The sequence below is a fragment of the Anabaena sp. 90 genome, from assembly GCF_000312705.1.
Lineage (GTDB): Bacteria > Cyanobacteriota > Cyanobacteriia > Cyanobacteriales > Nostocaceae > Dolichospermum > Dolichospermum lemmermannii.
Genome location: NC_019428.1, coordinates 1 through 13,297, shown reverse-complemented (window position 1 = coordinate 13,297; position 13,297 = coordinate 1). Strand labels below are relative to the sequence as shown.

The 13,297-nt window shown below is 38.7% G+C and carries 11 protein-coding genes; 4 read left to right on the top strand and 7 right to left on the bottom strand.

Annotated features, from left to right (window positions below):
* The first annotated feature begins 154 nt into the window (after nt 1-154).
* Nucleotides 155-436, top strand: coding sequence for an HNH endonuclease signature motif containing protein (locus ANA_RS22620; RefSeq protein WP_015081606.1), 282 nt, complete (start codon nt 155-157; stop codon nt 434-436).
* Nucleotides 437-534: 98 nt separating this feature from the next.
* Here ANA_RS22620 and ANA_RS22615 read toward each other — a convergent pair whose 3' ends face one another.
* Entirely contained in the window at nt 535-1,041 is a 507-nt protein-coding gene (locus ANA_RS22615) for a DUF1993 domain-containing protein (protein WP_015081605.1), read from the bottom strand.
* Between the two features lie 389 nt (nt 1,042-1,430).
* Here ANA_RS22615 and ANA_RS22610 point away from each other — a divergent pair, with 389 nt between their 5' ends.
* A complete protein-coding gene (locus ANA_RS22610; RefSeq protein WP_015081604.1) occupies nt 1,431-2,393 on the top strand; it encodes a tyrosine-type recombinase/integrase in 963 nt (320 codons plus the stop codon).
* Nucleotides 2,394-2,395: 2 nt separating this feature from the next.
* Here ANA_RS22610 and ANA_RS22605 read toward each other — a convergent pair whose 3' ends face one another.
* The 3 genes from ANA_RS22605 to ANA_RS22595 all read right to left on the bottom strand — a co-directional run bounded on the left by ANA_RS22605 (nt 2,396) and on the right by ANA_RS22595 (nt 4,805).
* A complete protein-coding gene (locus ANA_RS22605) occupies nt 2,396-2,953 on the bottom strand; it encodes a hypothetical protein (RefSeq protein ID WP_015081603.1) in 558 nt (185 codons plus the stop codon).
* A 417-nt stretch (nt 2,954-3,370) separates the two neighbouring features.
* Complete coding sequence (locus ANA_RS22600; RefSeq protein WP_015081602.1) at nt 3,371-3,724, bottom strand: HhH-GPD domain-containing protein; 354 nt, start codon at nt 3,722-3,724, stop codon at nt 3,371-3,373.
* A 127-nt stretch (nt 3,725-3,851) separates the two neighbouring features.
* On the bottom strand, nt 3,852-4,805 hold the full coding sequence (locus ANA_RS22595; protein WP_015081601.1) for a DUF4351 domain-containing protein: 954 nt from the start codon (nt 4,803-4,805) through the stop codon (nt 3,852-3,854).
* A gap of 179 nt (nt 4,806-4,984) precedes the next feature.
* Between ANA_RS22595 and ANA_RS22590 the strand changes: the two genes are divergently transcribed.
* Entirely contained in the window at nt 4,985-5,173 is a 189-nt protein-coding gene (locus ANA_RS22590; RefSeq protein ID WP_015081600.1) for a hypothetical protein, read from the top strand.
* Between the two features lie 795 nt (nt 5,174-5,968).
* Here the strand turns inward: ANA_RS22590 and ANA_RS22585 are convergent.
* Together ANA_RS22585 and ANA_RS27995 are read right to left on the bottom strand one after the other, a co-directional pair.
* Nucleotides 5,969-7,468 (bottom strand): DUF4268 domain-containing protein, encoded by a 1,500-nt coding sequence (locus ANA_RS22585; protein ID WP_158310566.1) that lies wholly within the window; start codon nt 7,466-7,468, stop codon nt 5,969-5,971.
* A 346-nt stretch (nt 7,469-7,814) separates the two neighbouring features.
* Nucleotides 7,815-7,955, bottom strand: coding sequence for a hypothetical protein (locus tag ANA_RS27995; RefSeq protein WP_235082146.1), 141 nt, complete (start codon nt 7,953-7,955; stop codon nt 7,815-7,817).
* 152 nt (nt 7,956-8,107) lie between these two features.
* Here ANA_RS27995 and ANA_RS22580 point away from each other — a divergent pair, with 152 nt between their 5' ends.
* Nucleotides 8,108-8,383, top strand: coding sequence for a hypothetical protein (locus ANA_RS22580; protein ID WP_148279157.1), 276 nt, complete (start codon nt 8,108-8,110; stop codon nt 8,381-8,383).
* Nucleotides 8,384-8,489: 106 nt separating this feature from the next.
* Here ANA_RS22580 and ANA_RS22575 read toward each other — a convergent pair whose 3' ends face one another.
* Nucleotides 8,490-13,043 carry a hypothetical protein gene (locus ANA_RS22575; protein WP_015081596.1) on the bottom strand — a complete coding sequence of 1,518 codons (4,554 nt, stop codon included), beginning with the start codon at nt 13,041-13,043 and terminating at the stop codon, nt 8,490-8,492.
* Nucleotides 13,044-13,297 lie beyond the last annotated feature (254 nt).

Genomic DNA, 13,297 nt, shown 5'->3' with positions numbered 1-13,297 from the left:
GCAATATTGTAATTATATCCCATATATCTATTTATCAGAAACATTAATAAAATCCTAATAATAGGAAAGGATAGTAATTTATTGGTACATTTATCAATAAAAATGTTATTATTTAATAATAGTAAAGTGCTGATATTAAGATTCAACAGTTATCATGGGATACCCAAAATACTGGAAAGAACTAGCCAAAACCATCAAGGAAAAAACTAATTGGTGTTGTCAGAAATGTAATCGCCTTTTACCTCCAGATCAACCAAAGGAATCCCGTACATATCTACAAGTTCACCATTGGAATCGTGATCCATCAGACAATAGACCCGAAAATTTAGTAGCTTTATGTCCAAAATGTCATCTTAGTTATCATCGTGGTGGTAAGGGTAATATTTCTGTGGGGCAATTGTCGTTGTTTGATTTGTCAGGGTTTGAGAATCGTTAAATTTTCTTGGGGGAAATTTTGAGTGGTTTGCTTGCAGCATTGAGTATTGTTGCATTTACAAGCATCCCAACTCTACTTATTTTTAAACCTACTGATAGTTAAGGATTACCAAGGAAATCGCGCTTACCTAGTTCTACACCACAATGTCTAAGAATGTTATAAGCAGTAGTGACATGAAAATAAACGTTAGGCAAAATAAAGTAAAGCAGATAAGACAACCCCTCAAAATTTATGGTTTCTTTGCCTACTGGTAGGGAAATTGACTTTTCTTCTGAACCATCAATTTGCTCAGGTGTTAATGTTTCCAGATAAGCGATAGTGTTTTGAAGACGAGCAATCAGATCAGGAAAGGTAGTTTCGGTGTCTTCCATTTGGGGAGCTTCCAGTCCGGCCAGTCTAGCTGCACCTCTTCTAGCAACATCGGAAGCAATTTGAACTTGTCGCACTAATGGCAACATATCAGGATAGAGTCGGCTATTAATCAGTATTGATGGATCTATTTTTCTAGCTTCTGCGTGTGCAGCACCCTTTTCCAGAATTGCCATGAGATTATTCAGCGAGCGAACAATTGATGGCATTAAGGCTTGATACATGGAAATAGTCATGAAAGTTTCTCCTCAAAGCAGGTCTTCAAAACTATTCTCTGCTGATAAGTCACAAAAAGGTAACAGACCGAGATCCTTGTAAAAACCTGCAAGATGGTCTGGAAACTCTTGCTGTGTCTAGGTTTTAGCCTTAGCGGACGATTCTCCCGTTTTGGCAGGGTAGCAACTGAAAACCTTTATTGGTAATACTTTCAGGTTATCTTGCCCCTGGTGACAGCAACGCTAAACTTGGTGGGAAAACCACTACTAAATTTTCTTAGAGGAAAAGAAAATAAGGAAAACACTGGCACATTTTCTTAGAGGAAACCTGTAGGCTAGGAAAAACCTGACAAAATTGTTAAATTAGTTGTGAGAATATAGATAGTAAGAACGCATCTTCCCATAAGTAAATGTCTGACTCTACCGATATCGGTGAAATAAATTCTGTCTCTTTATCCTTGACTGCTCCTGTACCCCTAACTGAACACCCCGCCGCTGTTTACCTTGCTTCTTTGGGTGCGGGTTCTCGGCGGACTATGGAACAAGCCCTAAATGCGATCGCCAACATCATAACTGCTAACACTTGCGATGCGCTGACTCTGGACTGGTCTAAACTCCGCTACAAACACACCGCTGCTGTGAGGGTGATTTTGATGGAAAAATATGCCCCGGCAACTGCCAACAAAATGCTTAGTGCTTTACGTCGGGTACTCAAAGAAACTGTGCGTTTGGAACTGATGGATGCCAACGATTTCGCTAGGGCTGTTGATATTCCCTGTATTAAATCTGGGAGGGAACTCAAGGGTCGGTGTCTATCAGAGGGTGAAATTGATGCCCTAATGCAAGTATGTTTTGCTGATCCAACTCCCATTGGTTATAGAGATGCGGCATTAATAGCAATTCTTAGAGGTGCAGGTTTACGTCGGGGGGAAGTTGTGAATTTAAACTTGAGTGATTTTAAGGCTGGTAGTCTCAAAATCCTCAGTGGTAAGGGTGGTAAAGACCGCACTGTTTATTTACCAGATGGGGCGGTGACGGTGGTGAAAGATTGGTTAAAAGTGAGGGGACCAGAAGCGGGGGCATTATTTTGTCATATTAATAAGGCAGGTGTGGTTACTCTCCGACAACTTTCTTCTCAGGCTGTATTATTGATTTTGGAAAAACGCGGAAAAGAAGCTGGGGTTAGTGAATTTTCACCACATGATTTCCGCAGAACTTTTATTTCTGATTTATTAGATTCTGGTGTTGATATTGTGACTGTACAGAAATTAGTAGGTCATGCCACCACTGACCAAACTGCTAGATATGACCGTCGGGGTGAAGAAACCAAACGACAAGCGGTACAATTTCTTAGTATTCCCAAACGTCGTTAATTCTACTGCCTAACTGGATAATACAGCCCATCACTAACCTGAAATTTCCAGCCTAAACTACTGGGATCTCGATTCCTGGACCAACTGATAAATTCTTTCTCACTCTTGCTTTCCCGTTCTGTGATTAGACTATGCGGTGTTACCCCCAACCGTTGCGCTAAGTTCTCAGGAGCAAATTCTTTGATTTCTACTGCTTGTTGTTGATACTGGTAGGGATACCCTGACCGCCGGGGTCGAGAATTACCACCACTGTATTTGCCAGAAGCGATTGCTTTTTCAATCTTCTCTAACTGTTTACCAAGGACTTCCAATTTAGTGGCCACCTGTTGATCTTGTTGGCAAAGATGGGTTTCCAGTTCTAAAAGTTTCTCCTCCACCTGCTGTAATTCGGTGGTTGCTTCCAGTTTTACACTGCTATCGAACTGCGCTATCAATTCCTGTAATCCTTGCAATAACGCCGTTGTGTGACCGTCGCGGTGGATTTTGGCTAGTTGCCGTACTACCGGAATTAGTACAGTCGGCACGCGGATCATTTCACTGGGTGGGGTCTTGTTATTCATGACGATATCAGTTGTGATATCAATTATAGTCTGAAGTTTCCTCTAAGAATTTCTCAAACTCCGTTGTCGGTTCGCGGACAAAGTGAAAATGTCGCAGACTAGGGGTAAAGACAAGATACGCGCAAAATTTATCACGATGTAAATTTTTTGTAACAAACTGAAGGCAACCGCCTTTGTCTATATACTAAAAAAGTATACTGAGTAAGGCTTTCAGTCTTATAAAAGCTTCGCGCTTATTTATCCCATCTTGTAAAGCATTGCCGAAAACGGAAGTTGAAGACTCTGATCAAGAAAGGACAAAACCCTTGTTCTTCCGCTCAGTTGCTCTCATAACATTGCCTAAAATAAGCCAAACTAGGCAATGTTTGAATGTTTGAATGTTTGGAAGACATAAATACATAACTACGTTACAAAACTTTACAGTGTGATACATTTTGCGCGTATCTTGTCTTTACCCCATTGTTCATATCGTTGTGCTAAGTCTTTTAAATAGGTGATTTTAGGACGAGAAATACCCACCGAGCGTAAAACTTCATCAGGAGTATTAATAATATCAATAGGTGTTAAAGAATCATATAATTGTAAAAATCTATGGTGAATAGCCGATGCTGCTTTACCTGATAATTGCTGATAGATAATTGCACAGGATAAACAATATAATAAATCCCCGGTTTGTTGTGCTTGATTTAAACGACATTCGCCTATTTGCTCTATCACCTGAGATAAAATACAATCTTGTTTAAGTGTTTTAATAGCAATTGAGTAATTCATTGATGATAAAGTCTATGAAACTCGCTGAGTTTATAATTTTGAGTAATGATTTAATTTTCTATAATCTCGGCTTCTGGTAATTTGTTTGACCCCACAGTAGTTAATGAAAGTGGGGTTTTTGTTTACCCTAAGACTCTGGTTTATTTTGTAACCATTGTTCTAAATCAGTGACAGTGGAGAAATCTAGGAGCGCTTCACCGAGTAATTCTAATTGGTCAATTGTCAATGTCCGAATTGTGTCAATAAATGATGATTCAATTTCACCAAATCGCCGATTTAATAGTCGGAGAATTAGTTGTTGTTCTCCTTTTAATTCACCGCGTTCCATTGCTAATTCTTCTGTTGGACTAATGAAAGGCATTTGATTTTCCTCCTCTAAATGTTTGATTTTAGCTACTAATCCTCGTTGCAATTCTTTGGGCAATGACATCATCTTATCAATGATTTTAAAGAGTTTAACTATTTTTTCTTTTGTTAAGCCTCGCTCGTAAAGTCCCCTAATTAATGTCCATTTCCACTGTTCCCGTTTTGCTAAATTCCCTGTGGTAGCTTTGGTTTTCAAGTGTGCCATTACTATGATAGCAAAGGGATTATCACTTGATTCTAGTTCATTCCACCGTGATTCATAGTCCAGGAGTTTAGCAATGGGGAACTTCAGACTTAATTCACAATCTAACATTGCTTGATGATAACTGTTAGGTCGCCAAGTGGGACTTGTATCACCTAAAATTGCCAAACCCACCACAAATTTATGATAAAGGTCAAAGGCTCGGTAATTATAAATGTACATTCGTTCCTGGAAGTCAACATCATATTGACTCTGAATCTCAATATGAATTAAAATCCATACTTGTGTTTTATCCAATAACCAAACTTTGTACAGTTTATCTGCAATGCGTTTTTCGGTTTCTGAGGATGCGGTGATTTGCTGTAGTTCTTTGTCTAGTGATTCCGGTGGTTTTGTCCAATCAATTGCTTTATAAGCTACAGGAAAGAAGAAGGATAAGAAACTATCAAAATATTCGTTTAAGGCTTCTTTCCAAGATTCATCGTAATTTGCAGTAATTTCTTTTTTGGTCATAAAATGCTATAATAGAAATTGTTATTACAACTTCGTTTCTCTACTTTAATTTGTTGATATCTACCTAATATTCTAGCCTAAAATAGTTACTCTTTCATAAATACTCTATGTTTTAACTAAAGTAAAAACCTATTTTAAAATACGGAGAAGTTTTGATTAATTTAGATCCTAAAACGGCAATGTTTACTAAAGTTGATTCAGTTACCATTATTAATAATGTTACCTTATTGGTATTTTACACAGAATCAGACTGTTGGCAGTTCCGGTTAATTACTACTGGTGGTGAGGTGTTTGGTGAACGCAAACTTTATTACAGTCCAGAAGCCGCAGAAAAAGCGGGGCGGGAATGGATTGATCTGGATAGTTGATTGTGAAGGGATGAAAGGCAATAAGCGAAGCAGTCCGTAGGAATCGCCTTTTTGGGAATGTGAGGAGGTACGATAGCGAAGCGCTCCGCAGGAATCGCGCAAAATCACTGTAGGAGTTTACGGAGGCTGTCTTCTTCAGCAACCAAGCGATATTGAATTGTGATAACGCTCATGGTGTCTTTGATTTTGTGGATTTGAGAAACGTGACATGATTGTTGATTATTTTTTTACTTCCTCTAATTATAGCGCAATGACGCAATGTAGAGAACTAATTTTTCCCATGTATTACATGGGAAAAACGTCAAATTAACGGTGTATTACATGGGAATGTTGTTGTGCCGAATCATCCCTCAATATGGGTTATAGAAACACCATTGTTTTTTGAGAGCAGTTCATTGCAATAAAAGATGATAAGCGTGTCTTTTCCTTTATTTAGCAACAGTTTTGGATTGCTACTACATAAGACGAGATTGATGATTACTAATGTTTCTGAAGCATAACATGGTTACTTTGAACCATATCTTGGTATTAAAGTTGATAATTGTGCTGTTTCTTGAGGGTTATTTACTTCTACCTTTGTTCGACAGAGTTCTTAAAACTCAGGCTTATCTTATGGTGCAAAAAATCTACTCTGGCTCATTATTTGATGCAAAGTTTTATATTGCTATTAGTTGAAAAGCTTAATTTGGCGTTACTTATGGCTCATGTTATGGTTCACAATTTGGCTCAAATTATAGTTCAAGTCACAGAAAATTTCATACCTGAATTTAGCACCACCAAAAAATTATGTATTTTTTAGTTTAGTAATTTCAACACAATTTCACTAACATTTTGCTCCATTACCTTTTGAAATTTAAGCATTATTGTTATCGCCCAATCTTGCAATTCTTGAAGTTCTTGCTTAGTATCTGTAATTGCACCATTGCGATATAGGGCAATACGAGAAGTATTTCTGGTATTCATACGTTCCCAGGTTAAGCTTTCTTCCAGTGATTTCTCTATTTCATCTTTACGAAGATAGAGCGCATCAAATATATGCTTGTTGTGTTTTGATGTACCTTTATCAATATAAAGTTCAACCCTAAATTTTCTGTCGGGAGTAAAAGTAAAGGTTAAGTTAGCAGATTGAGAGCCTTTTATAGGTACTCCTGCAACAGTAGCTAAGTGCCGACCATCTTGAGAAAGCTCGTTGACGGGGAAATCAGACAAGTTACCTAACTCTGCTAAAAGGGTGCTAAAAAAATTAATATAAGCTTTTTCTTGTTCTTCAATTCTTGCAAAAAGAACTCTTTCTTCATTCATATTAATTGAAGCTACACGCCATCCTACATTTAACCACTGTTGAGATTGGGGATGGTTAACAGAGTCATTAGCCCACCAGGAACGATGACGACGTGCAGATACTGGTAACTCATCACGGATAATTTCTTCAACTTGTTGAAATGTTAGTTGTAATTTGTTTTGACCAACGGTTTGATTCTGTAACCAAATAGCTAGTGCTGTATACCGACTTCTATTTAAACTTACAGTTTCATCAGCAGGGGAAATTTCCGAAATAGTAGATGTTTTCTGAGCAGTCAATAGTTCACATTCAACATCATTTTCCTGGGTTACTTCATTTGCGCCTATTTTGAAATGATCACTCACAGCAGATTGATGCCTGGATAACCAGTCTTTGCAGAATCTGAGTTGTTCCCGTTGCTGAGAAGAAATTTCTCCGCGAAAGTGGGCTAAATCATTTCTAGTTTGTCTTACTGGATTCAGTAAGTTACGAATTGCTTTTGGTGGCAGACTAAAAATGGAACTATATTTAGTCCAACGACTGTTATGTAAAAATAGTTCTGTATACTCAAAAAGAGTTAGTTTATCAAATGTTTTTTCCTGCTTTTTGGGCTGAAAATAGTCATTAAAAATATTTTCTATTGATTCATTGTTTATTGTCTGACTGCTGATATTATCCTTTAAATAAACACCAATTGCTTGTTTAAATTTGCCTTTTAATTCCTTGTTGGAGGGAATAATTTCTTCTATAGATTGATTTAATGCCATCTGATCAATTTCACTAACTTCATTTGTAAAAGCAGCTAAAATATAATCCTTAATTGTATTTTCAATATCTTCAACAAGCATGATATCTTCCGCATATCTACGAAAATATTCAGTTGTGTCATAACTCGTCACAATACCGCTAATACGACGCTCACTGTCTACAATAAGCACGGCGTAGGTGTCTCTTAAGTCATCTAATAAATCAAACAATTCTTCATCAGCACGGAACTCACGAGCTTTAACCATAGCATCAGAAACTCGTAATAATTCTAAAGTGACTCCAAAGTGATTGAGTGCGCGAAGAATTGAGTCACTTGTGACCATTCCTTGTACTTTATCTTCACGATCAACAACTGGTAATTGAGTACAATACTATTGCCAAAATAAGAGCCTTGATAATTTTTGGCAAAAACGGCAAAAATAATCATATATAAGCGTTTCGATGAAAAGGTAGTTTAGAATCTAAAACCCTTATCCTACCGTCAATACATTTAAAAAATCCTTGTCGGAAACCTTTAAGGAATTTTTAGGGGTGATTGTTTTTGCCAAGCAAGAGCGAGGAACGGGAGTTCATGGTTAAAGCATTATCATCTCACCCTCGTAATTTGACTAAGGTATTGTGAGTATAATCATACTTAATCATCCGTTCTAGTGCTATCTGAACTGACTCATTGGGCATTACCTTTGTAACCGTTTGCTGGCTTCCAATTAAATGTTGAATGCTAAATGTCATTAGAAACCCACTCCAAATCAATAATCAAATATTTTTGTAGTTATATAAACTCATACACTCAACCCTACTTCCCTCAATAAATAATTCCTGACAGAACAGGGTTAAAAGGAGATAGTATGAAGAAGGGCGGGGTTTTGTTTGTATCAATTTTTATGATAGCACTTTTGATAAAACTCATTCCCCTACTTAAATATTGCCCACTTCGCACCTTTTCTAGCGTTAATGCGATCGCTTCCCTAGCCGTAGACATATCGCCCACTTACTTATTCCACAAAATTACCACCAGCGATTTAATAAAAATAGCAAAAGGCCAGGATGTAGCGATTCCTGACCTTTTGCTGATAACAGCCGGTTGCTCTACCACTGAGCTAAACCCCCTCGTAATGGAAGTTACGGGACTCGAACCCGTGACACACCGAATGACTTAAATATTTAACTTACTTCTTATTTTAGCAATATAAGCTTTCAGTCGAAATGTGCAAAAACCGAAGTTGTAGGTAAAGTAAACCGAACAAGCCAATAAAATAGCTATTACTAGGCATTGTTTCCCCAACGAGCAACCAAATCCTTACAAATGACAGTTTTTAAAGAATCATCTGAGAAAAACACAGTTGCATACCAGTCTCGATACATCCTTTTTTCATCTGACAGCATAATAAGTGGATATGATGGCTCACGATATAGCCGAATTCCACAAGCCAAGGACAAGTTCCTTATTTTTAAGGCATTAGTAACTACATCACGGCGAGCAAAAAGAATATCGCTCTCATGCCTTTCCCCGCTTTCACCAGATTGTTTTATTGTGAAGGCTAAGATTTCTCCTGACGCATTCAAAAATTTTCCTGCGCGGAAATCAACAACTCCTAACATCCTTCTCAGCCACTTTGCTGGCAACCACTCTTCTGCTTCACCATCTGGACTACGCCAATAAACTTGACAAGTTCCGGCTTGCAAAGGAATTGCTTTTGTTTGTCCGACTGAATTATAAACCACAGGATGGACAATTCCTTCTGCCTCTCGAATCCAGGGGGCCCAAACTACCTCACATGGATCTTGGTAGGTTTCCATTGCATCAACAATTGCCTTAAAATCATATAAATCCCGTGTTTCGACATCACATATACTGTTTTCTAGAAGAGAAGATGCGAACGATGGAAATACAAAACTTGATGCCCAGAAATTCGATTCAGCCTGACTATCTATATGTCGTCTTCTCACAAATGCTTTTAAAACTAACCATTCATGCTCTTGCGCCCATTCTGGAAACTGATTTGATTCAGGCAAAAGTAATGGCTCAACTGCTGGTAGACGAGCTTTCTGTACCCACTCATTGACTCTATCAATTTGAACTGGTTCAGTTAAGTCAACATCTGGAATAAGCTCTGAAAAGGCTAAAACTGTACCTGAATTGAATTCACCATAACCAATATCAGTTGCTGGGTTATTTACTTTAGCCAGAATTCCCAAATTGACAGGAGGTTGATGAGGTTTATGCTTCCAATCATAAGCTGTGACGCGATCAGATAGAAAACCAGTGAGTTCATGCGTGGCTGCCCAGACATACTTCTCACCGAACGAAGCCATTGAACTTTGTTCCCCATGCGTTGCTTTCCCATGCTTCCGTGAAATAGCAATATCTGCACCCAAAATCTCACCAGGATCGCCACCTTGAGGATTTCCAATGAAAATTTTCTCAGACCAGCCCAAGCTCAAAGCATAAGCGCGAACGAAAGCCAAAGCAAGACGTTTAGGTGTTAGCTCTGACAAATGATAAGCTTTGGCATGATGTGTTAGAAATTTTTGAGCCAAGGTAGAATACTGTGGAGATTTACCAGCATTGGCATACGTAGAATGAGCCATTCTTGCAAAATGGCTGTTATCAAAAAAAGGTTCTATTGCTTGAGGCACAACATACCAAGCAAGATCCATAGTAGCTGGATTAATGCCGTGTTCTTCATCAATACTACTGATAGAGCTATGATCAAGTGGAAGTAATTCGTTTGGGTCTACATAAGTTGTGCGTAGATGTACCAGAAGCTCCTCTGAAATTAAGACACCACAAGTTCGAGACCTATCAATTAAACTACGAGCGCAGTGCCTGATGATTAGATTATGCGTGCGATATGGCGCATTAGGGCTGAAAATGCTGTTAATAATCCACTCACATAATGGTAGCCATGTTTCGTTAGGACGGACAAGACAAGAAGCACCATACACTGCCATCAAAAGATCCTCTCTCATTTGAAGGTCATTAGTTTGAAAGGCAGTTTCTAGAAGTGCTAGAAGTTCACTTGGTTTATTATCACCCCAGTCTGAAAGTTCAGACCGAATTCGTCTTCGGTTATCGTTATTAACAGTGGTAGTTGCCCATGCTAAAAGCAAAGGCGCTGAATCCCAAGGCTCATCTTCATATAATTCAAGTTCTTCCAATACCGCATAGGCGTAACCTTCCCATTTTGCTCCATGATTATGGGATATATGATGTAGACCAGACCAAAATAAATCTCTCTCTGCTACTCCCATAGGTAAAAGAGCCTCATGGACGAATTTTGCACCATAGATATAGCCAGGAATTCTTAGCCCAGGAACTATAAGGAGTTCTAAAATTCTGGAGCAAGTAGGCATATCTCGACTAAATAGATTAAGCACCCATTCTCGATATGCTTCTCCCTGATGGGAGGGTATCATAGACAGCACCGTAAATTGAATATCTTCTCGACGCTGACCTGTCAGGTTATTTTTCCACAATTCTGAATCAAAGAAATTATGTCCATCCTTTTCTAGGAGATATACTGCCAGCCTGACAGATGCTGTTCGATGTACCAAATATGGAGGCATATCGGGGTTGTTAGGTGATTTTTTAGCATTTTGATACGCCTCCCATGCCAGCAGAAAATCTGTCAAAGTTTCGTATGCTGGCTCCCACGTATTAATTTCTGGAGCAAAAAGATCATCTGAAGGCATACTTCGGCGAAGTAATAGCCCTTGATCACGGCACTGGTTAAGAATGTGCAACAGTTGTGAACGATTTAAAATTCCTTTTGGGGTCTGCGCTGACTCAACAGCTTGCAGCATCTCCTCTTCTGATAATGCTGCTCCTTTTGTAAAGCAGGTTTTTGCGATCGCAACGAGAGAACTACGAACTGGTTTTATATCTGTTGGCCAGTCTTCACCTACACGCTCCCTGATAGAACGTTCCACATTATCAATTTTTTTCTGAATTAATTCGATTAAGGAAAAATTTTGCAACGAAATATGCTCGATTCTTTGTCCTCGATACAATTCAGCAAAAAGGCGAATAGCTAAAGGAGTTTGTAAAGCCCAACGTAGTAGAGGTGGACATTGAATGTCATTAATTTGACAATGTGCTTCAAGTACATCCGCTAGTGGAGCGTCAGAACCTCTCAACCGAATCCTATTAATATTTCTCAGTGGAGAAATTCGCTGAAGCAAACTTGGTCGAACTGAGAATGCAAATAAGATTCTTGGGTATTCTTGAGCTACTACAGCCAGTTCTCCAAGTTTTTCTGCCCAATCTTCTGCGCTAGTTGTCTCATCTAAACCATCCACTGCAATCAGCACTCGAACTGGTAAACTTTCGGATACATCAACAGTATTGGCAACGGAACGAACTTGAGATTGGATTGCTGCTGATTCAAGGGCATCAAGAACTTGTCGTAGATTCCAAGTAGGCTGACCAATTGCATTTGCCAGTAGTAAATCAATACTTTGGGTTAAATCAACATTCCTAGCTCGAATTAAAACAGCAGGTTTTCTCTGAACTAGATGTTGTTGGACTGCGTTTGCCAAAGCATCAGTTTTCCCAACACCAGGATTACCGATATATATAACTGGATGCCCCCAATCTCGTAGCTTTTGAGGGGTAATTTCTCGCTTACCCCAACTTTTCGGTAACTTATCTAATTGGCTGCCAATATCTTTAATAGTATCTAGCGTCAATATAAATTGATGCAATTTAGTAACAAAGTATATTTCCGAACCCCTTAGTTTAAGGATAAAAACCAATAAAATTAAGGTGGATTTACTGCGTATATTTTTAGTTTTCGTGGGTTTGTACGAAGGGGCGTGCGATAAAAGATCACGAATATCTTTAATAATTTCTCTGTCGGAGGTATTTGTCTCTTCAGGCAGCAGTACATTAATTAAATTCTGTAAATCCTCATTACCAGTGGTGTCCAATTTGCTCTCAACATCAGGAACAGGGAATGAATTATGTGGAGAGAGACGTTTTTCTAGCTCAACTTGTTCTGCGATCGCATCTGTCAACCAATTTTGAGCCGTTTGAATCAGATTTTCTGCATCTGGCAGATCCATAAATTCTGGGTAGCGTCTCAGGCGATTTGTGGCAACTTGTCCATCCTCTAGAAGATTACGCATTTTCGTAACGTCTTGAAGCCACTCAGGATAAACACCAGGTCCATTCAAACGAATTTTTAAATCCTGCTCTATTTGCCCAGATTGGTGTAAATCGGGGGTATATCGGTTACAGAGCCAACCATTTTGCGCCTGATGGAATTTCAACTGAAGGTAATCTAGGTCAGTGACTGAGCCTTCAAACCAATAGCGACGTAATCCTTCACTACCCAGTTCAGCTAGTAAGTCAATAATTCGGGTTTCATCCCATAAATCAACGGTTACTCCAGGATGATTCGTTTTGGCAGTCTTGAAAAAATCATTCCAGCGATCGCGTTCAGTCTCAACCCTTTTCCCTTTTTTATCAGTTCTTCTAACATCACTCAAGTCACGAGGAATTGCGACTACATATCGAGTCAATCCTTCTCTTTTAGTTGCAGCCGTTTGCAGGGAACTTTTAATTTGGTTGATTTGGGAAGATTCAAGTGGTTCTCTAAACCATTTTGCCTGTAAACCGATGACATCTCCATTATTCAGACGAGCATACGCTTCAACGCCTCCATCTCCTCCCGACCCATTAACAAATATTACCTGGCTAACCTGTGAAGGATAAGGATACTCACGGTAACACCATCGCTCGAAAATTATTCCTGTTAGGGACTCCAATGCACGGTCAGGAGCATCACCATGAAGGTTAAAGTTAGACCAGTCCAATTTTGCTTACACCTTTTTTGATATAAATTTTACTCTATTCCAATTTTATCTGTAGATGTATACGGTGTGTGGCTTATTAATCAACGTAGCTTTGATTTACATTGATTACGTACCTGCAATACCTGCTTCTTGCCTTTGATATTTTAAGTTTTAAATTTAGTTTCACGAACTCACGCCACTTCAATGATAGAAACTGGGCTTTAGATAGCAAAAGTGTAGCGGTCGCACTTAGAATTAAAATTTGTGTTATAAAA